A 24,570-nucleotide genomic window follows, 5' to 3' on the forward strand; every position below is an offset into this window, starting at 1 on the left:
CGAGTTTCGGTGAGTGAGGCCTTCTGATGTCCGTGGTGGATCGGCAGGAGTGGGACGTCGTCGTGGTCGGCGCGGGCGGCGCCGGGCTGCGCGCCGCGATCGAGGCGCGCGAGCGCGGGGCGCGTACGGCGGTGATCTGCAAGTCGCTGTTCGGCAAGGCGCACACGGTGATGGCCGAGGGCGGCATCGCGGCGGCGATGGCCAACGTCAACGAGCACGACAACTGGCAGGTCCACTTCCGCGACACCCTGCGCGGCGGGAAGTTCCTCAACCAGTGGCGGATGGCCGAGCTGCACGCCCGGGAGGCGCCCGACCGGGTGTGGGAGCTGGAGACCTGGGGCGCGCTGTTCGACCGGACCAAGGACGGGCGGATCTCGCAGCGCAACTTCGGCGGCCACGAGTACCCGCGCCTGGCGCACGTCGGCGACCGTACGGGCCTGGAGCTGATCCGCACCCTCCAGCAGAAGATCGTCGCGCTCCAGCAGCAGGACCACCGGGAGACCGGGGACCACGAGTCCCGGCTGCGGGTCTTCCAGGAGTGCACGGTCACCCGGGTCCTCAAGGACGGGACGGGCCGGGTGTCCGGGGTCTTCGCCTACGAGCGGGAGACCGGCCGTTTCTTCGTCCTCCAGGCCCCCGCCGTGGTGATCGCCACCGGCGGCATCGGCAAGTCGTTCAAGGTGACGTCGAACTCGTGGGAGTACACCGGCGACGGTCACGCGCTCGCCCTGCTCGCCGGGGCGCCGCTGCTGAACATGGAGTTCGTGCAGTTCCACCCCACCGGCATGGTCTGGCCGCCGTCGGTGAAGGGCATCCTCGTCACCGAGTCGGTGCGCGGCGACGGCGGGGTGCTGCGCAACTCCGAGGACAAGCGGTTCATGTTCGACTACGTCCCCGACGTCTTCAAGGAGAAGTACGCCGAGTCGGAGGAGGAGGCGGACCGCTGGTACGACGACCCGGACCACAACCGCCGTCCCCCCGAACTGCTCCCCCGCGACGAGGTGGCCCGCGCGATCAACTCCGAGGTGAAGGCGGGCCGGGGCTCCCCGCACGGCGGGGTCTTCCTGGACGTCTCGACGCGGATGCCCGCCGAGGTCGTCCGGCGCCGGCTGCCGTCGATGTACCACCAGTTCAAGGAGCTCGCGGACGTCGACATCACGGCGGAGGCGATGGAGGTCGGGCCGACCTGCCACTACGTGATGGGCGGCATCGCGGTCGACTCGGACACGGCCGCGGCGCGCGGGGTGCCGGGGCTGTACGCGGCCGGGGAGGCGGCCGGCGGTATGCACGGCTCGAACCGTCTCGGCGGCAACTCGCTGTCCGACCTGCTGGTGTTCGGGCGCCGGGCCGGCCGGCACGCGGCGGAGCACGCGGCCCGGCTCGCGGCGGACCGCCCGCCCGTCGACGACGCCCAGGTCGACGCGGCGGCCGCGGAGGCGCTGCGGCCGTTCTCGGCGGAGAGCGAGGAACCGGCCGGCAGGCCGCCGGAGAACCCGTACACCCTGCACCAGGAGCTCCAGCAGACCATGAACGACCTGGTCGGCATCATCCGCCGGGAGGGGGAGATGGAGCAGGCGCTGCGGAAGCTGGCGGAGCTGCGGACGCGGGCCCGGCGGGCCGGGGTGGAGGGCCACCGCCAGTTCAACCCCGGCTGGCACCTCGCCCTGGACCTGCGGAACATGCTGCTGGTCAGCGAGTGCGTGGCGCGGGCCGCGCTGGAGCGCACGGAGTCGCGTGGCGGGCACACCCGCGAGGACTTCCCGGCCATGGACCGCGCCTGGCGCCGGATCAACCTGCTGTGCCGGCTCGCCGACCCCACGGGCGGCCTGGGGGCCACCGACCCGGTGCGCGGCCAGATCACCCTGGACCGGGAGACCACCGAACCCGTCCGCCCCGACCTGCTCGCCCTCTTCGAGAAGGAGGAGCTGGTCAAGTACCTCGCCGAAGAGGAGCTCTACGAGTGAGCAGCTACGAGGCCCGCTTCAAGGTGTGGCGGGGCGACGCGCAGGGCGGCGGCCTGGCGGACTTCACGGTCGAGGTCAACGAGGGCGAGGTGGTGCTGGACATCGTCCACCGGCTCCAGGCCACCCAGGCGCCGGACCTGGCCGTGCGCTGGAACTGCAAGGCGGGCAAGTGCGGTTCCTGCTCCGCCGAGATCAACGGACGGCCCCGGCTGATGTGCATGACCCGCATGTCGGTGTTCGACCGCGACGAGACCGTCACCGTCACGCCCCTGCGCGCCTTCCCGGTGATCCGCGACCTGGTGACCGACGTCGGCTTCAACTACGCCAAGGCGCGACAGGTCCCGGCGTTCGTGCCGCCCGAGGGCCTGGGACCGGGCGAGTACCGCATGTTCCAGGAGGACGTGGACCGGTCGCAGGAGTTCCGCAAGTGCATCGAGTGCTTCCTGTGCCAGGACGTCTGCCATGTGGTCCGCGACCACGAGGAGAACAAGACGGCGTTCGCCGGCCCGCGCTTCCTGATGCGGGTGGCGGAGCTGGACATGCATCCGCTGGACGCGGCGGAGGAGACCGGCCTGGACCGCAAGCGCACGGCCCAGGACGAGCACGGCCTCGGCTACTGCAACATCACCAAGTGCTGCACGGAGGTGTGCCCCGAGGGCATCAGGATCACGGACAACGCGCTGATCCCGCTCAAGGAACGGGCGGTGGACCGCAAGTACGACCCGCTGGTGTGGCTGGGGTCGAAGATCGGGAGGCGGTCGAAGTAGAAGTAGGGGCGGTTTAGAAGCGGCCCTGCCACCGGGCCGCCATCTGCATCACCAGGCCCACCAGAAAGACGGCCCAGCCGACCACGGGCAGCACGGCGAACCGGTCCGCGAGGCCCGGGAAGGCCACCGGAGACATGAACAGCGCGGCTCCGGCCGCGAGGACCAGCGAGCCGTATCCCCACAGCCTCGGGCGCAGGATCAGGTAGGCACCCCACGGCAGCAACCAACCCGTCCTGATCGCCGCGACGCCCATCGCCGCGAGCCCGGACACCAAGAGAGCCGCCAGAACCGTCGGTATCGTCTGCACGCCTCAGGCTCCCACCAGGTCCAGCGCCCGCGCCAGATTGTGTTCCGCGATCGCCCTCATCACCTCCGGCTCCGGGAAGTCCCCGTCGAGCAGCCGCAGGGGCCCGGCGACGAGGTCGAGGTGCATGGCCAGCCGGTACAGACGCAGGCGGGCCTCGTCGAGGCCGGGGGCGCGGAGCGTGTCGTAGTGCGGGCCGAAGCGGAGCCGCAGGAACACATGCTCCCACTCGGCCTCGAAGTACATGAGTCCCTCGATGTCGATGAGCACCGGTGCGCCGCCGGCGTCCACGAGGACGTGGTCCGGGCCGAGTTCGCCGTGGACCAGGGTGTGCCGGGATCGCGGGCGGACCTCGGCGGCCAGGGAACGCACGGTCTCCTCCAGCGCGTCGCGGGCCTCGGCCACCCTCCGGTCGCGTACGGCGGTCTCGGCGATGCCGGCCAGCGCGCGATCGGTGACGAGCCGCGCGCACGAACCGCCGTACGAGAAGCCGCCGTTGTCGACGAGCGCGACCTTGCCGTGGGCGGCTGCCGTGCAGTCGCCCAGGGCCGCCAGCGCCTCGGCCAGGCGCTCCAGGGTGGGGCGGGCCGCGTCCGGGTCCCGGGCGAGCGCCTCCTCCAGGCTGCCGCCGGGGACGTCCTCGACGACGGCCGCGTGCGCGGTGGTGTCCACGTGGAGCAGGCGGGGCGTGCGGACGCCGAGGGCGGACAGGCGGGTGTGCGCGGCCGTGAACAGGCCGAGGCCACTGGCGTGCGAGAAGGGGTCGCGGGGGTCGCCGTCCGGCTCGTCCCAGTAGTCCTCGTCCGGGGACCAGACGTAGGCGACGGCCGTGGTCGAGTCGTCGAAGGCGAGGCGGTACACGCCCTTCCTGGAGCCGCCGCGCAGCCGGGTGACGGCGCGCAGGGTGCGGCCCGGGCCGGCCGCGGCACGGGCGAGCGGGGCGAGGTCGGCGACGGTCCGGTGCTTTCGCTTGTGGGTCACCGCACCCAGTCTTCCTCGTAGGCCCTCCAGTCGCCCTCCGTGGCCGCGAAGTCCACGTACAGGGCCACCCCGAAGCGGGCGCGGTCGGCGTCCGTACGGGACAGGCCCAGGCGTACGCCCCGGACGGCGGCCGGGACGGTCTCGGCGTGCGCCCAGTGGCCGAAGCGGTTCTCGTGGTAGAAGGGCAGGCCCATGAGGAGGTCGGTGGAGCGCGGGGTGACCTCCAGGGCAAGGCCGGTCTGCTGGGCGACATAGCCGCCGTACAGGCTCTCCAGCGGCTGCATGGTGTCGTACGACATGACGGCGATCTGGTCGACGCGGCGGGCGACCTCGCCGAAGTACGCCTGCGACCACCACTTGGGGTGGCCGGTGGTCGTGCCCCAGAAGGAGTGGAAGGCGGGCAGCGGGTCGATCTGGTGGGCGGCGACCGAGAGGAGGGCGTCGTGGGCGCGGGTGACGCGGCGCAGGCCGTCGAGGAGGGAGAGGTAGTCGCGGTCGCCGGAGTGCAGGGGCTCCAGGTCGAAGTGGGCGCCGTCGAAGCCCGTGGAGAGAACCTCGCGGGTGGAGCGGACCACGGCCGCCCGGGTCCCGGCCCGCTCCAGGCGCAGGCCGTCCGGGCCCTCACTGGCGAGCCTGTCGCCGAGCCAGGCCTGCACGCGGACGCCGGGCAGCGCGCGGTGCACGGAGCGGAGGAGCCAAGGGGCGTTGCGGTAGGCGGATGTGGGCAGCGTGCCGTCGTGCTCCAGTGGGCCCGCGTGCACGTAGAGGTCGCGGATCCCGGTCCCGCGCAGCCGCCGCGCGAGCGCGGCGACGTCGGCGTCCTTCTTCCGCCCGTCCACCCAGGCGTGCCCGAGCCAGATCGCGTCCCGGCTCCGGGTGCGCGTTCCCTCGGCCGGGTCGCCGGTGTAGTTCACCCGCAGGGCGGCCTCGGCGGCGAAGAGGGGCAGGAGCACGGCGAGCGCGACGGCGAGGGCGATGCGCCGGGCCAGGCGGAGGCGCCGCGACCGCCGGTGGGACGGGGTGTCCTCCGGCTCCGCTCCGGCCTGCGGCTCCTCCGCGACCGCGTCCGCGTTCCTGTCCGTGCCCGTGCCCGTGTCCGCGTTCCTGTCCGTGCCCGTGCCCGCATCCGAGCCCACGCCCGTCCCCTCCCGTGCCGCAGTCGCAGTCGCAGTCGCAGTCGCTTCAGGGAACGACGATCAACCGCGGGGCCGCGGTTGCGCCGGGGGACGGGCTGCCGTCAGAACAGGCTGAGCAGCGCCTCCGCGGGGTCGGCCAGCCCGTTCTCCCCGTCGGGCAGCGGGAGTTCGAACCAGACCGTCTTGCCGCGCGGGGTCCGGCGGGAGCCCCAGGCCGCGCTCAGCAGGCCGACGAGCTGGAGTCCGCGGCCGCCCTCGTCGGTGTCGCGCGCGCGGCGGCGGCGCGGCTGGACGAGCCCGGAGTCCCACACCTCGCACACCAGCGTGCGGTCGAGCAGCAGCCGGAGTCTGATCTCGCCCTCGCCGTAGCGCAGGGCGTTGGTGACCAGCTCGCTGACGAGGAGTTCGGTGGTGTCGACCAGCGGTTCCAGGTCCCAGGCGAGCAGCTGGGAGCGGGCGTACTCGCGGGCGCGGCCGACGCTGCGCGGCTCGCGGGGCAGGGTCCAGTCGCCGACGGACTCGGCGGGCAGACCCTGGACGCGGGCCATCAGCAGCGCGATGTCGTCCTCGCCGTGATGGGTGTCGAGGGTGTTGAGGACCTGGTCGCAGACGTCCTCGAGGGGGCGCGTGGGGTCGGTGAGGGCGCCCACGAAGGCCTGCAGCCCCTCGTCCAGCGGGTGGTCGCGGGACTCGACCAGGCCGTCGGTGTAGAGGGCGAGCAGGGCCCCTTCGGGCAGTTCCACCTCCACCTCCTCGAACGGCTCCCCGCCGACGCCGAGCGGCATCCCCGGCGGCACGTCCAGCATCAGCGCGGCCTCGCCGGGTTCGACGAGAACGGGCGGCAGGTGGCCCGCGTTGGCGAAGGTGCACCTCCTGGTGACCGAGTCGTAGACCGCGTAGACGCAGGTCGCCAGGTAGACCTCGGACAGGTCCGCCTCGCGGGGGCGGCGGGCGGCCCGGGTCGCCTGCTGCACGCCGCCCGGGGCTCCGAGGCCGCGGGCGATCTCGTCCAGCTGTGACAGGACCTCGGCCGGTTCGAGGTCGAGCAGCGCCAGCGTCCGCACCGCGGTGCGGAGTTCGCCCATCGCGACGGCGGCCCGCAGACCGCGGCCCATCACGTCGCCGACGACCAGCGCGGTGCGGTGGCCGGGCAGTTCGATGACGTCGAACCAGTCGCCGCCGACCTCGCTGGGCCGGCCGGTGGCCGCGTTGCCGGGCAGGTAGCGGCAGGCGATGTCGAGGCCGGAGGCCTCCGGGTCGCCGGGCGGGAGCAGGGACCGTTGCAGTATCAGGGCGCGCTCGTGCTCGCGCCGGTAGAGGCGGGCGTTGTCGATGCAGACGGCGGCGCGCGCGGCGAGTTCGACGGCGAGGGCGCGGTCGCGGTCGCCGAACGGCTCGCTGCCCTTGGTGCGGGCGAACTGCGCCAGTCCTACGACGGTGTCGTGGGCGACCATCGGGACGGCCAGCGTGGAGTGCACCAGGCCGCCGTCCTCGCCGGGGACGCTCTGCGGGCGGGCGGTGCGCAGGGCGTCCGCACAGGGCGAGTTGAAGGGGAAGTGGTGGACGGCCCCCACCGCGACGGGAGCGCCGGCCCCGGTGAAGGGGGCGTCGGAGACGGCGCTGGAGAAGGCGACCCGGCGCAGTTCGGCGCTGCCGTCGGCGAGTCCGGGCGGCGTCTCGTCGCCGGCCAGCAGTCCCTGGTAGAGGTCGACGGTGGCGAGGTCGCAGAAGCCGGGGACGACGACGTCGAGGAGTTCGCGCGCGGTGGTCTCCAGGTCGAGGGAGTTGCCGATGCGGGCTCCGGCGTCGTTGAGCAGGGCGAGATTGCGCCGCGCGGCGGCGGCCTCGCGGGCGGCGGCGCGGCGGGCGGTGATGTCGGTTCCCAGCCAGGCGATGCCGATGGGGCGGCCGCTGCCGCTGTGCACCCGGTAGAGGTTGATGGACCAGTGACGGCGCTCCTCCGAGTCCGGCACGAAGCCCGTGACGTGCATGTCCGTGATGGACTCGCCGGTCTCCAGGACCCGGCGCAGGGTGGCGGCGACGCGCTCGGCCTCGCCCCGCGGCAGGTAGTCGTGGACACCCTTGCCGCGGTGGTCGTCCACGGTGCCGCCGAAGGTGGACGCGAACCGCTGGTTGGCGCGCCGGACCCGCAACTCGGCGTCGATGAGCAGGAACCCGAACGGAGATTGACCGAATATCGCCTGAGAGGCGGCGAGGTCGGTCTCGATGCGGCGCAGGATACGGACGTCGACGACGATGCAGACGGCGGCCTTCTCGCCCTCGGCCGTCCGCGTCGGCATCACGTAGACCTCGGCGAGGGCCTCCTCACCGCGCCCGCCGCGCCCACTGTACGTTTCGCCGCCTTCGCCCCTTTCGCCCTCTTCGAACTCACTGTCGCCATCGGCCGGCACACGGAAGGGGACCACGCCGGTCCACTCCCGCCCGTCGAGGATCTCGGCCATCTTGCGCTGGCCGCGGTCGCGCAGATCGGGGTCGACGAAGGCCTCGATGGGGTCCATGCCGACCGCGCGGGACGCGGGGATGCCGAAGAGGTGTTCGGCGCGCAGGCTCCACTGGTCGATGAGGCCGTCCGGGCCGATGGAGAACGAGGCCACCTTGATGTAGTCGTACATGGAGCCGGGCGGACTGCTCTGCCACATCGCGTCCGCGCGCGCCGCCTCGCCGGCCGCGGAACCGCCCGCGGCCGTTGCCCTCGCGCCGCCCGACGGGTCCTCGGACTCCGTGGCCTTCGCTGGTATCTCGCTCACGCGAACCGTCCCCTCCAGCTCACCGCGTCCGGCACCGGTCACCGGGGGCGGCTGCCCGCAGTATCCAGCACTACGGCGCCGCGCAACACGGTGTTCACGATCACAGGACCATCCCGATGCTTTTCGGTCCGGCCTGCGACAACACCATCAGTCTTCTAACCAGGCAACACCCCGTCGAATCACGCGCGCGGACAACCGCCCCCGGTCGCGTCCGGTCGTTCGACGGCGATTGCGGGCTCAGACAGCCCTGTTCACCCCGGCACCGCCAACTCGAACCAGACCGTCTTGCCCGCTCCATCGGGACGGGTACCCCAGCGACGGGAGGAGGAGGCCACCAACTGCAGCCCGCGGCCGCTCTCGTCGTCGGGCCGGGCGGGGCGTTCGCGGGGCGGGACCGGCAGGGTGTCGGAGACCTCGACCAGCAGCACCTTCGACAGTCCGGCGGGCCGCACCAGCCGAACGCCGATGGGACCGGTGGCGTGCCGCAGGGAGTTGGTGACCAGTTCGCTGACCAGCAGGGCCGCGGTGTCACCGACGCTGTCGAGGTCCCAGGTGCGCAACTGGCGGCGGACGGCGGCGCGGGCGGTACGCACCACGCCGGGGTCGGCGGAGAAGGTCCACTCGGCGCGGTCGCCTTCGGTGTCGATCACGCCGATCACTTCCCAGGCCAGTGAGCCCACCCATGTCCGGTTTCATGGGGTTAATGGGCACATACCCGATATACGGGGGCGAGTACCTCCCGTGACGGCGCACAGTGGGGCGGACGGCGTACGGGCCCACGGCTCGGTACGGCGTCCGGGCGAGCCTCTCGCGTTCACGCGTCCGGGGCGTCAGCGCACGGATCCGCGCACGGGTCCGCGAAGTCGTCCGCCAGGTGGGCCAGGGCCTCCCGGACCGCGGGAACGTCCTGGTCCAGCCAGGACACGTCCCAGATCTCGGCGGGGGTGAGCCAGCGCAGCGCGTCGTGGTCCTGGAGGGGTTCGGGGGCGGCCGAGCCGGGGCACAGACGCGCGGTCCACACCTGGAGCTCGTAGGGGGTGCGCAGCGGCCAGCTGCCGGGGACGCGCTCCACGGCCTCGGCGTCGACGCCGAGTTCCTCGCGCAGTTCGCGGACGAGGGCGGCCTCGGGCTTCTCTCCCGGCTCCACCTTGCCGCCGGGCAGCTCCCAGCGGCCCGCCAGTTCCGGGGGTGCGCTGCGGCGCGCGGCGAGCAGGCGGCCGTCGTCCAGGAGGGCGGCACCCACCACCACGATCCGTCGGGTCATGCGCCGGAGCCTACGGGAGCACGGCGGGAACCGGCGCGGGGGTCAGCCGGCGGCGCTCCCGGTGCCGCCGGCCTGCCCGATGCGTTCGACCCAGTACAGCTGTTTGTGGCCCCGGTCGTCGAGGCTGTCCGCGATCCTCTGGGCCTCCGCACGGGTGGCGTACCGGCCCACGCGGTAGCGATTGCCGTTGTCGTCCTGCCGTATGACGAGCCAGGGAAGAGTGACCGTACTGTCGTTCATCGCGCCCCTCCGCTTCCCGTGTCCGGCTGCCGCCGCGCCCCGCCCGCTAAGGAAACCGCAATCCGCATATGCCCGAGCCTACGCCTTACCTTCACGCAGCGATTACGGCTTTTCACAAAGAGGTATGCAACCAGCCAGTAGCAAGGGGGCGCACGGAGTCGAACGCGCCGTCGACGGAGCTCACCGTATCCGGTCGGGGACGTCAGGCGACCCTCGGAACGACCTGCGAGAACGGCCGGAACCCGGCGCCCCCGCGCGGCCGCCGGACGCGACGGCGTCCCGGTCGACCGCCCCCAGGGGCGTGCACCACCCCACGGGCAGCGCTACGCCCCGGTTACGTCACCGGTCACTTCCCGGGGTCCCCGGCCGCTCCGGACGGGGGTGGGGCCGGGTCGGGCGGGGTGGGCCGGGGCGGGCGGGGTCACTTCACCGGCAGGTGGTACGCCACGCGGTAGCGGTCGGCGGGCACGACCACGTCCGCCGTCTCGACGGGGCGGCCGGAGGCGTAGAACGTGCGCTGCACGACGAGGACGACATGACCGGGCACGCCCCCCAGGGCGAGCAGCTCCTCGGCGAGGCCGGGACGGGCACCGACCTCCTCGGTGACGTTGTCCACGACGACGTCGATGGCGCGCATCCGCTCGACCACGCCCATGCCGCCGAGCGGGCCCTCCTCGGGGAGCATGACCGGCGTCCGGCCGGTGACGGCGAGCGGCTCCCAGGAGGTGGAGAGCATCATCGCCTCCCCGGCGTCCCGGAACACGTACTTGGTGCGCATCACGCGGTCGCCGGGCTTGATGCCGAGCCGCTCGGCGATGGCGCCGCTCGCGTCCGCCTGCTCGCTGCTCGACTCCCAGCTGCCGCGCACCTCGACGTCCGTCTGCTCCTGCCGGAACGGCGTGGCACCGCCGGCCGGGCGGAAGCCGGAGCGGGCGACCCGGCGCGGCACGGGCCGCTCGCGCACATAGGTCCCCGAGCCGGAGCGGCCCTCGACCAGGCCCTCCGCCATCAGCACCTTGCGCGCCTCCAGGGCGACCGTGTCCGAGACGCCGTACTCCTCGCGGATTCTGGCCTGGGAGGGCAGCCGGGCGTGCGGCGGCAGCTGGCCGTCGACGATCTTCTTGCGGAGATCACCCGCGACGCGCAGGTACGCCGGCTGCTCACCGAAAGTCACTGGCCGCTCCCATCAGATTGTACAGACAGCAACAGCCTGGCAACCGTGGGTTGTGCGAGGCAAGTAAAGGCCAGAGAATCACTCGATGTGATTACTTGTGCGCTCCGAGGGCTTTACGCAGGCACTTTCTCCCCGCTATAGGCGCCCTCACACCTCGATGACGGGGTCAGTTCCCCCACCGCCGACGTCGGCGGCGCCGTCACGGGGCGTCGGCGGGACGGCGGCGAGGCCCAGAGCCTTGCGCGCGGTAATGAACCGGAAGGGGTCGATCAGGGCCGAGGCGCGGGCGCGGCGCACCGCGAAGGTGCCGACGTCGGGGGACGCGGCGGCCAACGCCCAGGCGCCCTCGGCGCGTTCGAGATCGGCGCGCAGGCCGGCCACCGGCTTCCCCGCGGCCGCTGGCCACCGGTGCGCGCGCAACTGCCCGGCCTCCCGGCCGAGCGCGGCCGCCACCCGCACCGCCCAGCGCCGGGCACCGGGCAGGTCCCGGCCGGGGCCCCGCGCGGGCTGCGCGTCGAGGGCCAGGTCGAGGACGTGAGCGGCTTTCAGAAACGCCACCTGGTCCGCGTCGAGGGTGGTGGCGTCGCTGCGCAGCGAGCCGGTCAGGCCCACGCCCTCGCGGCCGAAGACGCAGGCGATCCCGCGGTCGCCGAGGTCCCAGCCCCGCGGGGTCGGGGTGAGGTGATACGGCTGCACGCCGACCGGAACGGCCCAGCGGTCCAGGGCGTAACGGTCCAGCAGTGCGGGGCACTTGGCCTCGGCGGTCGTCCGCAATTGGAGGGGGCCCGGGTAGTAGATGCCGGTCATCCGCAGGACGCCGAAGACCTCGCCGTCGTGCCGCTTCCCGCAGGGCACCCGCTCGACTTCGCCGGTCATCACGCCGTCCAGCGAGTCGCCGGGCACGTCGAAGCACTCCCCCTTGACCAGGGACACCCCCGAGCCTCCGGCCGCTCCGCCCCGGACTCCGAAGTCCGGGCCGTCCCCGCCCGTCGCGATCACGAGGCCCCACAGGGCGAGGCCGACGCAGGACAGCACGGCCCCGGTGATCGCCATACCCCTCCCCCGCTCGCGTCGCCGCCGGATCCGGCGCAGCGCGACAAGCCCGAGGACGAGTCCCACACCGGGCACGAAGCAGAGGATGCCGCACACGAGCGAGGCGACGGCGAACCCGCTGACCGGCCAGGGCCGCAACTGCGGGCTGTAGCCCTGCCCCCAGGGGCGGTAGGGCGGCTCGGGCGGCCCCTGGTGATGCGGGGGCTGCGCGGGCCCGGGGGGCGGAGGCTGGGTCACGGGCACCGCGTTTCGGTCGGGGAACGGGCGTACGAACTGCGCGCATCGTAGTGCCCCGGGACGGCGCCGACGATAGCCTTCACCTGCGGTGATCCGAAGCAGCCGACAATGGGGGCGGGATGGGAACGGCCGACGGCACGGCTCGGGGGACGGACGGCACGATCCAGGCGGCGGGTGGCGGGGTGCGCGCCGTGGACGAGGCGGGGCGGGCCGTGGAAGGTGCGGGGCGGGCTGCTGCGGGCGGTCCGGTGCGCGCCGTGGGGGAGCTGACGGCCCGCTGGGCGCACAGCGCCACGGAGGGCACCGCCTTCTCGGCGCTCGGCGTCTGGCCGCTGCTGGCGTTCCTCGCGGACGGCGCGGCGGGCGCGGCCCGCACCGAACTCGCGCAGGCCCTCGGCACGCCGGCGGATCAAGCAGCCGCCGAAGCAAGGGAGTTGCTCGCCCTGGCGGACGTATGAGCGGACTGGACGCCGCCCTCGGGCTGTGGACGAAGCGCACCCTGGAACTGCGGCCGGAATGGCGCGCGGGGCTGCCGACACAGGCGCACGGCGTGCTCACCGGTGACCCGGACGCCGACGGGGACGCCCTGGACGCGTGGGCGCGGCGGCTGAGCGGCGGGCTGGTCGACCGGATGCCGGTCCCGCTGACACCGGACACCCAGATGGTCCTGGCGAGCGCGCTGGCCCTGCGCACCGACTGGCAGCGCCCCTTCTCCGAGGTCCCGCTGCGGCCCGATGCCGGGCCCTGGCGGGACCGCACCCTGGCCGGCCTGCACCGCAGGAGCCCCCGGGTGGACCGGGTGGGCGTGGCGGACACGCCCGCCGGGCCCGTCACCCGCCTCGCGGTGACCGGCGACAACGGCATCGACGTCCATCTTCTGCTCGGCGACGAGCGCATGACGCGCGGTCAGGTGTTGGAGGCGGGCGTCGGGCTGCTGGGCGGCGCCCACCCCCTCGTCCCCGGCACCGTGCTCCCGCACGGGAACCCCGGTCCCGGGCTGCGCGTCGAGGAGGAGCACTGCACCGCGCCGCAGCCGCCCGTGCTGAACGTCAGGACGGTCGCGTTCGAGGTGCGGGCGGACCACGACCTGCTGGACCTGGACCGGCTGTTCGGCCTGAGCACGGCCAAGGACACCGGGCGCGGCCACTTCCCCGGCGTGAGTGCCTTCCCGCTGGCCGTCGGCTCGGCCGGGCAGTCCGTCGTGGCCCGGTTCGGCGCGCTCGGGTTCCGGGCCGCCGCGGTGACGGCCGTCGCTGCCGCCGCAGGGGGCATCCCCCAGTTCCGGCACACCACCACCGTCGTCCGGGCGGTCTTCGACCGGCCCTTCGGCTTCCTCGCCGTGGACCGCGGGACAGGGCTGGTCCTGGTGGCCGGCTGGGTCACTGACCCGACGCCGTATCCGCACAGGTCGCCCTTCGGCCCGATGTGACGGCCGTCCCCGCCCCGCGCGCGAACCCGCGCGGCGGGCGGCGGCCCGGGGCCGCCCACGGCCCGGAATGACCGGTGAACCGCTGGTGCCGCTCTAACCTGCGCTCATGACACCTTTGCCGGACCGTTACTGCCCGACCGACGGCGTCCGCATCCCGAGCGACTCCCTCGCCTGGTGCTGTCCCTCCTGCCACGGCCCTCTCGAACTCGACTTCGTCCCCACCCCGGCCCCGCTGAAGTCCCTGACCGGACGGGTGAACTCGCTGTGGCGGTACGCGGAGACCCTGCCGATGGCCTCGCCCACGGTGTCCCTCGGCGAGGGCCGCACCCCGCTCGTGCCGCTCACCGACGGCGTCTCGGCCAAGCTGGACTACCTGATGCCGACGCTGTCGTTCAAGGACCGCGGCGCGGTGCTGCTGGCCGAACTGGCGCTGCGAACCGGGCCGCGCCGGGTGGTCGCGGACAGCAGCGGCAACGCGGGCACCGCGATCGCCGCGTACTGCGCCCGGGGGCGGCTGCCGTGCACGGTGTACGTCCCGCTGGGCACCTCCGCGAAGAAGCTGGAGCAGATCGAGGCCCACGGGGCGCGGCTGGAGGTGGTCGACGGCGACCGCGAGGCCGCGGGCGCGGCCGCGCGGGCCGCGGCCGACGAGCCGGACACCTTCTACGCCTCGCACGTCTACAACCCGTACTTCCTGCACGGCACCAAGACCTACGTCCACGAGCTGTGGGAGGACCTCGGCGGGCGCCTGCCCGAGGTCCTCGTACTGCCGGTGGGCAACGGCACGCTGCTGCTGGGCGCGGCCCTGGCGGTCGCCGAGCTGTACGGGGCCGGCCTGCTGGACCGCCGCCCGGCGCTGTGGGCGGTGCAGTCGGCGGCGGTCGCCCCGCTGGCGAAGGCCTGGGAGGAGGGCGCGGAGGAACTGCCGGAGACGACGGTGGTGGCGCCGACGTACGCCGAGGGCATCGCCATCCCCCGGCCGCCCCGGGCCCGCCAGATCCTGCGCGCGGTACGGGACTCGGGCGGCACCTTCCTGACCGTCACCGAGGACCAGATCCGCCACGCCCAGCTCGACCTCGCCTCCCGCGGCCTCTACGTGGAGTCGACGGGCGTGGTCTGCTGGGCGGCGGTGCGCGAGGGAGCCCTCGGCGCCAAGTCGGCGGTGGTACCGCTGTGCGGGGCGGGCCTGAAGTCGGGCCTGGCGCGGGCGTAGCCGGGGCCCTCCGCGGAGAACGGCCCCCGCCCGGCCCAAGGGGCGCCTTCACCTTTGAGGCGCCCCGCCTCAGAGCCGCCCCGTCTCAGGGGCGCTCCTTCTCCAGCAGGCCCACGCAGCGTCCCAGCAGACGGGTCAGCGTCTCGCGCTCCTCGTCCGTGAACTCGGCGGCGAGCGCGCGTTCCACCCGCACCGCGCGCGCGTCGGCGTCGGCCATCACGACGCGGCCCTCGTCCGTGAGGCGGGTCTCGAGGACGTTCCGGTGCCATTCGTGCGGGGTGCGCTCGATCAGGGCGCGGTCCTGGAGGTTCTTCAGGACCGTGTTCATGGTCGGCGGGGTGACCCCGCACAGCCGCGCCAGGGCCGCGGCGGAGATGCCCGGATTGTCCGAGAGGTGGAGCAGCGCCGCATACTGCGCGACAGTCAGGCCCGCCGGCCTGAGGACCGCGGTCTTCGTGGCGTTGAGGGCCTGCTCGGCCCGCTTGATGTGCGAGCCGAGGCGCTCGGACGCGGGCATGGACGTCATCTCCGCATGATATCGGCCTCCCTTCGATGAGTTCTCACCTGACCATTAATCCATTGACGAATATTAGAGCTCTAATTTACGTTCGTATGCATCAGTCAGTGAGCAGCCGAACTGAGAGGCACCTGTCGTGTCCCGTTCGATCCACCGCCGTACCTTCCTGACCGGCGTGGCCACCCTGGCCGTCGCGACGGCCGTCCCCGCCGCGCGGGCGGCCGCCGCGTCCCGCGTCACCACCGCCTTCACGCTCCCCGGGGACCGCGTGTACCCCGAGGGGATCGCCCTCGACCCGCGCACCGGCGACGCCTACGTCGGTTCATATGCCACCGGCGCCGTCCTCCGGGCCGCGCCCGGCCGACGTACGGCCGAGGTCTTCCTCCCGGCGGGCACGGACGGCCGCCGCACCGCCAACGGTCTGAAGGTCGACGCGGCCGCCCGGCTCTGGGTGATCGACTCCACCGTCGGGGTCGATGTCTACGACCTGCGCGACCGTGCCCTGCTCGCCCGCTTCCAGGTGCCGGACGACGCGCCCCGCTTCGTCAACGACCTGGCCATCGCCCCCGACGGCACCGCCTACCTCACCGACAGCACCCGCGCGGTGGTCTACGCGGTCACGCCCGCCGACCTGGCCCGCGCCCGCGACCGCAGCGGCAGCGCGCCGCTGACGGCACGGTTCGACCTGGGCACGGTGAGAGACCCGCGGGCGCCGGAGGCGTTCACCCTCAACGGCATCGTCGCCGATCCGGCGGGCCGTTACCTGCTCGTCGTCGACATGACCGGGGGCGGCCTGTACCGGATCGGCCTGACGAGCGGCGTCGTGCGCCGGGTCGCCCTGCACGGGGGCGACCTGAAGCACGGCGACGGGCTGGAGCTGGCGCACGGCACGCTGTGGGCCGCCCACAACGCCGTCGACACCGTCAGCCGCTGGCGGCTCGGCCCGGACGCCACCACTGCCCGGCGGGAGCGGCAGGTCACCGACCCCGCGCTGCAGATCCCGACCACGCTGGCCCGCCGGCACGGCCGCCTGCTGGTCGTCCGCTCCCAGTTCGACAAGGGCGGCCCGATGGGGCCGGGCACCCCCGAGGCTCCGTTCACCGTGGCCTGGCTGACCGGCATCTGACGGGTACATGGGGACGAGGGGAGCGGAAGGTGCACCACGACGGCTCGTCGCCCGGGTCGCGCCGGCGCCCCCGTCGTGCACGTCTACGAACTCGACGAACCGACCGGCGTCTACGCACCCGCCGGCATCTTCCGGGGCACCGTGGAGCGCCCCGTGCCCTTAAAGATCACCCTGAACCTCGACAAGCTCACCCCGCCGCGGGGCGACTGAGCCCCGCCCAGGGCGCGCGGGAACACGCGAAGGGGCCGGGCTCACCAGAGCCCGGCCCCCGAGAAGAGCGGTCACACGTTGAAGCGGAACTCCACCACGTCCCCGTCCTGCATCACATAGTCCTTGCCCTCCATCCGCGCCTTGCCCTTGGCGCGGGCCTCGGCGACCGAGCCGGTCGCGACGAGGTCGTCGAAGGAGATGACCTCCGCCTTGATGAAGCCCTTCTGGAAGTCGGTGTGGATGACACCGGCGGCCTCGGGGGCGGTGGCGCCCTTCTTGATGGTCCAGGCGCGGGACTCCTTGGGGCCGGCCGTCAGGTAGGTCTGCAGGCCGAGGGTGTCGAAGCCGACGCGGGCGAGGGTGGCGAGACCCGGCTCGTCCTGGCCGACGGACTGGAGCAGTTCCAGCGCCTCCTCCTCGTCCAGCTCGGCGAGGTCCGCCTCCAGCTTGGCGTTGAGGAAGATCGCCTCCGCGGGGGCGACCAGGGCGCGCTGCGCGTTCTTGAAGTCCTCGTCGACCAGTTCCTCCTCGTCGACGTTGAAGACGTAGAGGAAGGGCTTGGTGGTCAGCAGGTGCAGGTCGTGGAGGAGTTCGGCGCGCTCGCTGCCCTGGACGATGCCGTGCGCGAAGAGCGTGTCGCCCTTCTCCAGGATCTCCTTGGCCTCCTCGACGGCCTTCACCTTCGGCGCCACGTCCTTCTTGATCCGCGACTCCTTCTGCAGGCGCGGCAGGACCTTCTCGATGGTCTGCAGGTCGGCGAGGATCAGCTCGGTGTTGATCGTCTCGATGTCGTTCGTGGGCGAGACCTCGCCGTCGACGTGCACGACGTTCTCGTCCTTGAAGGCGCGGATGACCTGGCAGATGGCGTCGGACTCGCGGATGTGGGCGAGGAACTTGTTGCCGAGGCCCTCGCCCTCGCTGGCGCCGCGCACGATGCCGGCGATGTCGACGAAGTCGACGGTGGCCGGGAGGATCCGCTCCGACTTGAAGATCGAGGCGAGCTTGGCGAGCCGGCCGTCCGGAACGCCCACGACTCCGACGTTCGGCTCGATCGTGGCGAACGGGTAGTTGGCCGCGAGCACGTCGTTCTTGGTCAGGGCGTTGAACAGGGTCGACTTGCCGACGTTCGGCAGACCGACGATTCCGATCGTGAGCGACACGTTGCGACTTCCCGTACGTGAGGATGAGGACTGAAGGGGGTGTGGGCTGCGCGCCCGGGTCCTTCTGGGTGGTGCGCGGGCCGATCCACCAGTCTACGGCGTGCCGGGACCCGCCCCGGCGGCGGATCGAACGCATGGCCAAGCCTGGCCCGACGGCGTGTCTGATGGGCTAATCGACACATAAGCAGACCTAGGTTGGTCCAATGGAGCACCACAGGATGCGACCTCAGCAGCACGGACCGCGACGGGGCAGGACCCCGCTGCCCTCCCAGGGGGCCCAGGGGCACAGGGAACAGGCGGCCGGCGGCCGTCCCGCTCGGCCCGGACCGCGGGCGTCGCCACGCCCCGGAGCGCGGCCCCTGGGCGCGGGCCCCCGGGGGCGCCTGCCCGAGCCGCGGCTGACCGGGCTCGGCGGGGGCCTGTTCTGCGTGACGGTCATGGTGGCCCTGGGCTGGCTGGTCCGGCTGATCCTAGACGGCTCACTGACGGCGTACGGCGTGCTGTTCCTGCCGGTGTGCGTGCTGACGGCGGCGTGGGTGCGCAGGGGGGACCTGCTGACCTCGCCCGTCGTGGTGCCGATCGGCTTCGCGGTGGGCCTCCTGCCGGTGGCCGAGGGCGACGGCCCGGCCGGCAGGATCATGGGGCTGGTCACCGCGCTCGCCACCCAGGCGGGCTGGCTCTACGGGGGCACACTGATCGCCGGAGTGATCGCCCTGTCCCGCAGAGTCGCCCTGGTCCGCGCCCGCCGCCGCGCCCACGTCCCGCTCTAGCCGGCGGCTCCGGCTCCGCTCAGCTTCCCTTGGCCGCCCGCATCGCCGCGCCGACGATCCCCGCGTCGTTCTGCAGTTGCGCGGGGACGATCTCCGCCCTGATGCCCTCGATCAGGTGGAGGAACTTCTGCGACTTGCGGCTGACACCGCCGCCGATGATGAACAGCTCGGGGGAGAACAGCATCTCCACGTGGGCCAGGTACTTCGTCACCCGGCGCGCCCAGTGCTCCCACGTCAGGTCGTGGTCCTCCTTGGCCTTGCTGGACGCCCGCTTCTCCGCCTCGTGCCCGCCCAGCTCCAGGTGGCCCAGCTCGGTGTTGGGGACGAGGACCCCGTCGGCGAACACCGCGCTGCCGATCCCGGTGCCGAAGGTCAGCAGGACGACGGTGCCCCGGCGGCCCCGGCCGGCGCCGAAGCTCATCTCGGCCACGCCCGCCGCGTCCGCGTCGTTGACCACCGTCACCGGCAGGCCGCCCAGCCGCTCAGCGAACAGGGCGCGCGCGTCGGTGTCCACCCAGCTCTTGTCGACGTTGGCCGCCGTACGGATCGTGGCGCCCCCGGTGACCACACCGGGGAACGTCAGTCCGACCGGTCCCGTCCAGCCGAAGTGGTCGACGACCTCCTTGACGCCGTCGGCCACCCCGTCGGGCGTCGCCGGTTGCGGGGTGAGCACCTTGAAGCGCTCCTGGGCCAGGTCACCCTTGTCGAGGTCCACCGGGGCGCCCTTGATCCCGGATCCACCGATGTCCACGCCGAAGATCTGCATGGCTCCACGTTACGACGTACGACTGAACGTCACGCCGGGCCCGGTCGCTCCCGCCCCGGCGGCGCGGGCTCAGGCCCCGGCCGTACCGGACCCGCCGCGCTCCGCGGCCAGGGCCGTCGCCTCGTCGCGCAGGTCCCGGCGCAGCTCCTTGGGCAGTGAGAAGGTGATGGACTCCTCGGCCGCCTTGACGATCTCCACGTCCCCGAAGCCGCGCTGCCCGAGCCACTCGAGCACCTGCTCGACCAGCACGTCCGGCACCGACGCACCCGAGGTCACACCGACCGTCGACACGCCCTCCAGCCAGGCCTCGTCGATCTCGTCCGCGAAGTCCACGAGATACGCCTGCCGGGAGCCCGCGAGCTTGGCGACCTCGACCAGCCGCTTGGAGTTGGAGGAGTTGCGGGAGCCGACCACGATCACCAGCTCCGCCTGCGCGCCCATCTGCTTGACGGCGAGCTGGCGGTTCTGCGTGGCGTAGCAGATGTCGTCGCTGGGCGGGGAGATGAGCTGCGGGAACTTCTCCTTCAGCGCGTCCACCGTCTCCATGGTCTCGTCGACCGAGAGCGTGGTCTGCGACAGCCAGACGACCTTGGAGGGGTCGCGCACCTCGACGTCCGCGACGTCCCCGGGGCCGTCGACGAGCTGGATGTGCTCGGGGGCCTCGCCGGTGGTGCCGATGACCTCCTCGTGGCCCTCGTGCCCGATCAGGAGGATGTCGTAGTCCTCCTTGGCGAAGCGGACGGCCTCCTTGTGGACCTTGGTCACCAGCGGGCAGGTCGCGTCGATGGTGGCGAGCCGGCCGCGCTCGGCCTCCTCGTGGACGACGGGGGCCACGCCGTGCGCCGAGAACATCACGATGTTGCCCGGCGGCACCTCCTCCGTCCGCTCGACGAAGACGGCACCCTTCCTCTCCAGGGTCTGCACGACGTACTTGTTGTGGACGATCTCGTGCCGGACGTAGATCGGAGCTCCGTACTGCTCCAGGGCTTTCTCGACGGCGATCACGGCGCGGTCCACACCCGCGCAGTAGCCACGGGGGGCGGCGAGCAGGACACGGCGGCCAGGCGAAGCAGTCATGCCACCCATCGTAAGGCCGGGTACGGGGGCCGAAGATCGCCCGCCCCCGTCGGCGCCCCGCCCCGTCACCGCCCGCGCCGGGCGCGCGGCCGGGGCGCGGCGGCGCTGTCGGTGGTGGCGGCTACCCTCGCGGTCATGGCTGTCTCCACGTCCCCCGAAGCCCCCCTGCCCGTCGGCGAGGTCTCGCGGCTGATCGGCGGCTGGATCGACCGGCTCGGCGCCGTGTGGGTGGAGGGCCAGATCACCCAGCTGTCACGGCGGCCGGGCGCCGGTGTGGTGTTCCTGACGCTGCGCGACCCGTCGTACGACATCTCGGTCAGCGTCACCTGCTACCGCCAGGTGTTCGACGCGGTCGCCGACGTCGTCGGGGAGGGCGCCCGCGTCGTGGTGCTCGCCAAGCCGGAGTGGTACGCCCCGCGCGGTCAGCTGTCGCTGCGCGCCGCCGAGATAAGGCCGGTCGGGGTCGGCGAGCTGCTGGCCCGGCTGGAGCAGCTGAAGAAGACCCTCGCCGGGGAGGGGCTGTTCGCGCCGGACCGGAAGCGGGCGCTGCCGTTCCTGCCCCAGCTCGTCGGACTGGTGTGCGGCCGGGCCTCCGCCGCGGAGCGGGACGTGCTGGAGAACGCCCGGCACCGCTGGCCCGCCGTCCGCTTCGAGGTGCGCAACGTCGCCGTGCAGGGTGTGCACGCCGTCCCGCAGGTCGTACAGGCCGTGAAGGAGCTCGACTCGCTCCCCGAGGTGGACGTGATCATCGTCGCGCGCGGTGGCGGCAGCGTGGAGGACCTGCTGCCGTTCTCCGACGAACAGCTGGTCCGCGCGGTCGCCGCCTGCCGTACGCCGGTGGTGTCCGCGATCGGCCACGAGCCGGACACCCCGCTGCTCGACTACGTCGCCGACCTGCGCGCCTCCACGCCGACCGACGCCGCCAAGAGGGTCGTGCCGGACGTCGGCGAGGAGGCCGAGCGGGTACGGCAGCTGCGCGACCGGGCCCGACGCTGCGTGCGGGCGTACGTGGAGCGGGAGGAGCGGGGCCTGGCCCACGCGCTGTCCCGGCCGTGCATGGAGGATCCGCACCGCATGATCGACGAGCGGGCGGACCACGTGGCAACGCTGGCGGACCGCGGCCGGCGCACCCTGCGGCACCTGCTGGACCGCGCCGACTCCGAGCTGGCGCACACGCACGCGCGCGTGGTGGCCCTCTCCCCCGCCGCGACCCTCGCCCGCGGGTACGCCGTGCTGCAGAAGTCCGACGGCCACGTGGTCCGGGACCCGGCCGAGGTGGCACCGGACGAGACCCTGCGCGCGCGGGTCGCCGAGGGGGAGTTCTCCGTACGGGTCGATCGAGCCGACGTCGATCGGCCCGGTGCCGATCGAGCCGATGCATAGGGTGGGAGCATGACCAGCAACGTGAAGGGGACGGCCGCGGCGGGCGAGGCGCTCGGCTACGAGCAGGCGCGGGACGAACTGATCGAGGTCGTCCGGCGTCTGGAGGCGGGCGGGACCAGCCTGGAGGAGTCCCTCGCGCTGTGGGAGCGGGGCGAGGAGCTGTCCAAGGTGTGCCGACGGTGGCTGGAGGGGGCGCGGGCCCGGCTGGACGCGGCACTGGCCGAGGAGGCGGAGGGCGAGGAGCGCGGCGACGCGGAGTAGGCCCACGGGCACGGGCGACGCGGAGTAGGCCCGCGGGCACGGGCGAGGCGGAGTAGGCCCGCGGGCGCACCACGCGCCCCGGCCGTCCACGCTCGCGAGGGCATCCGGCCCGGGCCGGATGCCACGCCTGCGCCGGCCCCGCCCGTCCACCTGTGCGCGGCACACGCCCCAGGTCCTCCGCGCCTGCGCGAGCCCCGCGCGGGCCCCCAGGGGGCCCGCGCGGTCACGCCGTCTTGAGCGCCTCGGCCATCGTGGTCAGCTGGGCGAAGGACGCCGTGCCGGTCACCACAGTCGTCGAGCCCTTGGTGCCCTCCAGCACGAGCGCGTCGTAGCGGCCGCCGGTGTACCGGGTCCAGGTGCGGCCGCCGATCTGCTGCGTCGTCCTGGACGCGTGCCCGCCCTGGCTGGCCTCCTGGAGGAACACCGAGCGCTTCTGAGTGGACTGCTCGACCGCCACGTACTCCCCGTGGGGATCCTGGAAACCCAGGTGCCAGGCGTCGTCCTCGTCGCCCTGGAAACGGACGGAGGTCGCCTTCCAGCCGCCGGGCAGGCCCTCGGGTGCGGCCACCGGGTAGGACGCCGCGCGGCGGGCCGTGAGCAGCTCGACGCGGTAGTCGACCCTCTTGACGTCGGGAGCGTGGTCGTCGTGCGGGACGAAGACGTAGATAACCGCCGCCGCGATCCCGATGAGGCCCAGGGAGAGGATCATGTCCCGGACCGTCTTCTGCTTGCCGTTCGAACCTGCCACGCCCCCTATCGTCGCAGGTGCCCGGCCCGCTCATCCGTGGGGCCCCCTGCTCATTTTGTCTGCTCGGCGATAGAGTCGGGCCTTGGACCCTCATCCGGCCGTCGTCGTATCAGAAAGGTGCGCTCCGATGACCGAGCATCATCACTTGCCGTCCGAACTGGACGTCCCCTCCGAAGCCCCCGACCGCAACCTCGCCCTGGAACTCGTCCGGGTGACCGAAGCCGCGGCGATGGCCGCGGGCCGCTGGGTCGGGCGCGGCGACAAGAACGGCGCCGACGGTGCCGCGGTGCGCGCCATGCGGACCCTCGTCTCCACCGTCTCGATGAACGGCGTGGTCGTCATCGGCGAGGGCGAGAAGGACGAGGCCCCGATGCTCTTCAACGGGGAGCGCGTGGGCGACGGCACCGGCGCCGAGGTGGACATCGCGGTCGACCCGATCGACGGCACCACGCTCACCGCCAAGGGCATGCCGAACGCGATCGCGGTCCTCGCCGCCGCCGAGCGCGGCGCGATGTTCGACCCGTCCGCCGTGTTCTACATGGACAAGCTGGTCACCGGCCCGGAGGCGGCCGACTTCGTCGACATCGACGCGCCGGTGTCCGTGAACATCAAGCGCGTCGCCAAGGCCAAGCGCTCCACGCCCGAGGACGTGACGGTCGTCATCCTGGACCGGCCGCGGCACGAGGGCATCATCCAGGAGATCCGGGAGGCCGGCGCCCGGATCAAGCTGATCTCCGACGGCGATGTCGCCGGCTCGATCTACGCGCTGCGCGAGGGCACCGGCGTCGACCTGCTGCTCGGCATCGGCGGCACGCCCGAGGGCATCATCTCGGCCTGCGCCGTGAAGTGCCTGGGCGGCACGATCCAGGGCAAGCTGTGGCCCAAGGACGACGAGGAGCGGCAGCGGGCGATCGACGCCGGGCACGACCTCGACAAGGTGCTGACCACGGACGACCTGGTCTCCGGTGAGAACGTCTTCTTCGTCGCCACCGGCATCACGGACGGCGAGCTGCTGCGCGGGGTGCGCTACCGCTCGGAGACCGCGACGACCGACTCGATCGTCATGCGCTCCAGGTCGGGCACGGTCCGCCGGATCGACTCCGAGCACCGGCTGAGGAAGCTGCGCGCGTACAGCGCGATCGACTTCGACCGCGCCAAGTAGACGGCACGGACGGCCGGTCCCCTGCGGGACGGTCCGCCGGCGGCCGTACGGCGATGGGGTGCCCCCGGTGCGGAGGGGGCGCCCCATACGCGTGTACGGCGACGGGTGCCCGGCCGGCGACTCCGGCCGCCGCGGCGCGAGGCGCCGGGCGGACCCGGCCGGCCACCACCGCACGGCCCGGCGGCCGGCCCCCGCCGGTCCACATGTCCGCTTGCGGCACGACGTGACCCGGCGACCGGCTCCGGCCCGCCCGCGTGCGGCCCGTTCCTCGGAGCCCGGCCCACGGCGGCTCACACCGCGGGCAGGCCCCAGGACCTCTCTGCCGGATCTCGCCGGCTCGCGGGCCCCAGTGCCCGGGAAGGCACTGTCGCCCGAAGCCGGCCTGATCCGGGAGGAAGGCCCTAACCGGCCGCCGCTATACGGCCCGTCGCGCCGGCCGTCTTCTTCAGCTCCACCTCGCGACGGCGGCGCCGGGCCAGGACGACACGGCGCTCGGCGGCGGTGAGGCCGCCCCAGACGCCGTAGGGCTCTGGCTGCAGCAGCGCGTGCTCGCGGCACTCCACCATCACGGGACAGCGGGCGCAGACCCGCTTGGCCGCCTCCTCGCGGGACAGACGGGCGGCCGTGGGCTCCTTGGACGGAGCGAAGAACAGGCCCGCCTCGTCGCGCCGGCACACCGCCTCGGTGTGCCACGGTGCGTCCTGATCCCTGTCTCGCGCCGGGCCCCGCTGGGCCGGTACGGCGGCTACCTGCAGGGACGAATGCGGCGGTTGCGGCACGGTCTTCTCCTGACGACGGCTTCGCGAGCGAGAGACGATGCAGCAAGGCCTACCCGCTGTGCGCGCGCCTATGCACTGAGT

At 73.1% G+C, this 24,570-nt stretch carries 23 protein-coding genes and 2 pseudogenes; 10 read left to right on the forward strand and 15 right to left on the reverse strand.

The window, feature by feature from the left end; translation table 11 throughout:
• Positions 1-26 precede the first annotated feature (26 nt).
• Both ACIQ9G_RS11850 and ACIQ9G_RS11855 read left to right on the forward strand, forming a co-directional pair.
• A complete protein-coding gene (locus ACIQ9G_RS11850; protein ID WP_403608330.1) occupies positions 27-1,964 on the forward strand; it encodes a fumarate reductase/succinate dehydrogenase flavoprotein subunit in 1,938 nt (645 codons plus the stop codon).
• On the forward strand, positions 1,961-2,731 hold the full coding sequence (locus tag ACIQ9G_RS11855; RefSeq protein WP_403608331.1) for a succinate dehydrogenase/fumarate reductase iron-sulfur subunit: 771 nt from the start codon (positions 1,961-1,963) through the stop codon (positions 2,729-2,731). The genes ACIQ9G_RS11850 and ACIQ9G_RS11855 overlap by 4 nt, the downstream gene beginning before the upstream one ends.
• Before the next feature lie 13 nt (positions 2,732-2,744).
• Here the strand turns inward: ACIQ9G_RS11855 and ACIQ9G_RS11860 are convergent, their stop codons facing one another.
• From ACIQ9G_RS11860 to ACIQ9G_RS11900, 9 genes are all read right to left on the reverse strand, one after another.
• Positions 2,745-3,038, reverse strand: coding sequence for a hypothetical protein (locus ACIQ9G_RS11860; RefSeq protein WP_403608332.1), 294 nt, complete (start codon positions 3,036-3,038; stop codon positions 2,745-2,747).
• A 3-nt stretch (positions 3,039-3,041) separates the two neighbouring features.
• Positions 3,042-4,016 (reverse strand): phosphotransferase, encoded by a 975-nt coding sequence (locus tag ACIQ9G_RS11865; protein WP_403608333.1) that lies wholly within the window; start codon positions 4,014-4,016, stop codon positions 3,042-3,044.
• Positions 4,013-5,152: a hypothetical protein gene (locus ACIQ9G_RS11870; protein ID WP_403608334.1), complete on the reverse strand. Its 1,140-nt coding sequence runs from the start codon at positions 5,150-5,152 to the stop codon at positions 4,013-4,015. Before ACIQ9G_RS11870 ends, ACIQ9G_RS11865 begins: the two co-directional genes overlap by 4 nt.
• Before the next feature lie 101 nt (positions 5,153-5,253).
• Complete coding sequence (locus tag ACIQ9G_RS11875; RefSeq protein WP_403608335.1) at positions 5,254-7,920, reverse strand: SpoIIE family protein phosphatase; 2,667 nt, start codon at positions 7,918-7,920, stop codon at positions 5,254-5,256.
• Positions 7,921-8,171: 251 nt separating this feature from the next.
• Positions 8,172-8,600, reverse strand: a complete 429-nt coding sequence (locus ACIQ9G_RS11880; RefSeq protein WP_403608336.1) for an ATP-binding protein — start codon at positions 8,598-8,600, stop codon at positions 8,172-8,174.
• A gap of 134 nt (positions 8,601-8,734) precedes the next feature.
• Complete coding sequence (locus ACIQ9G_RS11885; RefSeq protein ID WP_403608337.1) at positions 8,735-9,184, reverse strand: (deoxy)nucleoside triphosphate pyrophosphohydrolase; 450 nt, start codon at positions 9,182-9,184, stop codon at positions 8,735-8,737.
• A 42-nt stretch (positions 9,185-9,226) separates the two neighbouring features.
• Positions 9,227-9,424, reverse strand: a complete 198-nt coding sequence (locus ACIQ9G_RS11890; protein WP_392191003.1) for an SPOR domain-containing protein — start codon at positions 9,422-9,424, stop codon at positions 9,227-9,229.
• 421 nt (positions 9,425-9,845) lie between these two features.
• Entirely contained in the window at positions 9,846-10,598 is a 753-nt protein-coding gene (locus ACIQ9G_RS11895; protein WP_403608338.1) for a GntR family transcriptional regulator, read from the reverse strand.
• Between the two features lie 147 nt (positions 10,599-10,745).
• Positions 10,746-11,888 (reverse strand): DUF4190 domain-containing protein, encoded by a 1,143-nt coding sequence (locus ACIQ9G_RS11900; RefSeq protein WP_403608339.1) that lies wholly within the window; start codon positions 11,886-11,888, stop codon positions 10,746-10,748.
• Between the two features lie 248 nt (positions 11,889-12,136).
• Between ACIQ9G_RS11900 and ACIQ9G_RS11905 the strand changes: the two are divergent.
• Both ACIQ9G_RS11905 and ACIQ9G_RS11910 read left to right on the forward strand, forming a co-directional pair.
• A pseudogene (locus tag ACIQ9G_RS11905) lies at positions 12,137-13,317 on the forward strand (serpin family protein).
• A 106-nt stretch (positions 13,318-13,423) separates the two neighbouring features.
• Complete coding sequence (locus ACIQ9G_RS11910) at positions 13,424-14,530, forward strand: threonine synthase (RefSeq protein ID WP_403608340.1); 1,107 nt, start codon at positions 13,424-13,426, stop codon at positions 14,528-14,530.
• A gap of 85 nt (positions 14,531-14,615) precedes the next feature.
• On the opposite strand, the gene ACIQ9G_RS11915 is transcribed toward ACIQ9G_RS11910, so the two are convergent.
• The gene (locus ACIQ9G_RS11915; protein ID WP_403608341.1) at positions 14,616-15,056 is read right to left on the reverse strand and encodes a MarR family winged helix-turn-helix transcriptional regulator; all 441 of its coding nucleotides are present in this window, start codon (positions 15,054-15,056) and stop codon (positions 14,616-14,618) included.
• Between the two features lie 127 nt (positions 15,057-15,183).
• On the opposite strand from ACIQ9G_RS11915, the gene ACIQ9G_RS11920 reads away from it, so the two are divergent.
• Together ACIQ9G_RS11920 and ACIQ9G_RS11925 are read left to right on the forward strand one after the other, a co-directional pair.
• Positions 15,184-16,173: an SMP-30/gluconolactonase/LRE family protein gene (locus tag ACIQ9G_RS11920; RefSeq protein ID WP_403608342.1), complete on the forward strand. Its 990-nt coding sequence runs from the start codon at positions 15,184-15,186 to the stop codon at positions 16,171-16,173.
• A gap of 63 nt (positions 16,174-16,236) precedes the next feature.
• Positions 16,237-16,383, forward strand: a pseudogene (locus ACIQ9G_RS11925) (Uma2 family endonuclease); the annotation flags it as partial.
• A gap of 71 nt (positions 16,384-16,454) precedes the next feature.
• Here ACIQ9G_RS11925 and ychF read toward each other — a convergent pair.
• Positions 16,455-17,543, reverse strand: a complete 1,089-nt coding sequence (gene ychF, locus ACIQ9G_RS11930) for a redox-regulated ATPase YchF (RefSeq protein WP_403608343.1) — start codon at positions 17,541-17,543, stop codon at positions 16,455-16,457.
• A gap of 203 nt (positions 17,544-17,746) precedes the next feature.
• Here ychF and ACIQ9G_RS11935 point away from each other — a divergent pair, with 203 nt between their 5' ends.
• Entirely contained in the window at positions 17,747-18,313 is a 567-nt protein-coding gene (locus ACIQ9G_RS11935) for a DUF6542 domain-containing protein (protein WP_403608344.1), read from the forward strand.
• A gap of 19 nt (positions 18,314-18,332) precedes the next feature.
• Here the strand turns inward: ACIQ9G_RS11935 and ppgK are convergent, their stop codons facing one another.
• Together ppgK and ACIQ9G_RS11945 are read right to left on the reverse strand one after the other, a co-directional pair.
• Positions 18,333-19,079, reverse strand: coding sequence for a polyphosphate--glucose phosphotransferase (ppgK, locus tag ACIQ9G_RS11940; protein ID WP_403608345.1), 747 nt, complete (start codon positions 19,077-19,079; stop codon positions 18,333-18,335).
• A gap of 69 nt (positions 19,080-19,148) precedes the next feature.
• Positions 19,149-20,165: a 4-hydroxy-3-methylbut-2-enyl diphosphate reductase gene (locus ACIQ9G_RS11945; RefSeq protein WP_403608346.1), complete on the reverse strand. Its 1,017-nt coding sequence runs from the start codon at positions 20,163-20,165 to the stop codon at positions 19,149-19,151.
• 126 nt (positions 20,166-20,291) lie between these two features.
• Here ACIQ9G_RS11945 and xseA point away from each other — a divergent pair, with 126 nt between their 5' ends.
• Together xseA and ACIQ9G_RS11955 are read left to right on the forward strand one after the other, a co-directional pair.
• The gene (gene xseA, locus ACIQ9G_RS11950) at positions 20,292-21,539 is read left to right on the forward strand and encodes an exodeoxyribonuclease VII large subunit (RefSeq protein ID WP_403608347.1); all 1,248 of its coding nucleotides are present in this window, start codon (positions 20,292-20,294) and stop codon (positions 21,537-21,539) included.
• Between the two features lie 9 nt (positions 21,540-21,548).
• Positions 21,549-21,800: an exodeoxyribonuclease VII small subunit gene (locus ACIQ9G_RS11955; RefSeq protein ID WP_403608348.1), complete on the forward strand. Its 252-nt coding sequence runs from the start codon at positions 21,549-21,551 to the stop codon at positions 21,798-21,800.
• A 223-nt stretch (positions 21,801-22,023) separates the two neighbouring features.
• Here the strand turns inward: ACIQ9G_RS11955 and ACIQ9G_RS11960 are convergent, their stop codons facing one another.
• Positions 22,024-22,548 (reverse strand): DUF4245 domain-containing protein, encoded by a 525-nt coding sequence (locus tag ACIQ9G_RS11960; protein WP_403608349.1) that lies wholly within the window; start codon positions 22,546-22,548, stop codon positions 22,024-22,026.
• Between the two features lie 127 nt (positions 22,549-22,675).
• Here ACIQ9G_RS11960 and glpX point away from each other — a divergent pair, with 127 nt between their 5' ends.
• Positions 22,676-23,710 carry a class II fructose-bisphosphatase gene (gene glpX / locus ACIQ9G_RS11965; RefSeq protein WP_356191858.1) on the forward strand — a complete coding sequence of 345 codons (1,035 nt, stop codon included), beginning with the start codon at positions 22,676-22,678 and terminating at the stop codon, positions 23,708-23,710.
• 401 nt (positions 23,711-24,111) lie between these two features.
• Here the strand turns inward: glpX and ACIQ9G_RS11970 are convergent, their stop codons facing one another.
• Entirely contained in the window at positions 24,112-24,489 is a 378-nt protein-coding gene (locus ACIQ9G_RS11970) for a WhiB family transcriptional regulator (RefSeq protein ID WP_403608350.1), read from the reverse strand.
• Between the last annotated feature and the right edge of the window lie 81 nt (positions 24,490-24,570).

Origin of the sequence: Streptomyces sp. NPDC096152 (genome assembly GCF_044763235.1) — a bacterium.
In the GTDB taxonomy this organism is placed as follows: Bacteria; Actinomycetota; Actinomycetes; order Streptomycetales; family Streptomycetaceae; genus Streptomyces.

Excerpts from the sequence above, each read along its gene's own strand:
- ACIQ9G_RS11850 (WP_403608330.1), top strand. The coding sequence starts at position 27 with ATGTCCGTGGTGGATCGGCAGGAGTGGGACGTCGTCGTGGTCGGCGCG.
- ACIQ9G_RS11885 (WP_403608337.1), bottom strand. The coding sequence starts at position 9,184 with ATGACCCGACGGATCGTGGTGGTGGGTGCCGCCCTCCTGGACGACGGC.
- ACIQ9G_RS11890 (WP_392191003.1), bottom strand. The coding sequence starts at position 9,424 with ATGAACGACAGTACGGTCACTCTTCCCTGGCTCGTCATACGGCAGGAC.
- ACIQ9G_RS11910 (WP_403608340.1), top strand. The coding sequence starts at position 13,424 with ATGACACCTTTGCCGGACCGTTACTGCCCGACCGACGGCGTCCGCATC.
- ACIQ9G_RS11915 (WP_403608341.1), bottom strand. The coding sequence starts at position 15,056 with ATGACGTCCATGCCCGCGTCCGAGCGCCTCGGCTCGCACATCAAGCGG.
- ACIQ9G_RS11935 (WP_403608344.1), top strand. The coding sequence starts at position 17,747 with ATGGAGCACCACAGGATGCGACCTCAGCAGCACGGACCGCGACGGGGC.
- ppgK (WP_403608345.1), bottom strand. The coding sequence starts at position 19,079 with ATGCAGATCTTCGGCGTGGACATCGGTGGATCCGGGATCAAGGGCGCC.
- ACIQ9G_RS11945 (WP_403608346.1), bottom strand. The coding sequence starts at position 20,165 with ATGGGTGGCATGACTGCTTCGCCTGGCCGCCGTGTCCTGCTCGCCGCC.
- xseA (WP_403608347.1), top strand. The coding sequence starts at position 20,292 with ATGGCTGTCTCCACGTCCCCCGAAGCCCCCCTGCCCGTCGGCGAGGTC.
- ACIQ9G_RS11955 (WP_403608348.1), top strand. The coding sequence starts at position 21,549 with ATGACCAGCAACGTGAAGGGGACGGCCGCGGCGGGCGAGGCGCTCGGC.
- glpX (WP_356191858.1), top strand. The coding sequence starts at position 22,676 with ATGACCGAGCATCATCACTTGCCGTCCGAACTGGACGTCCCCTCCGAA.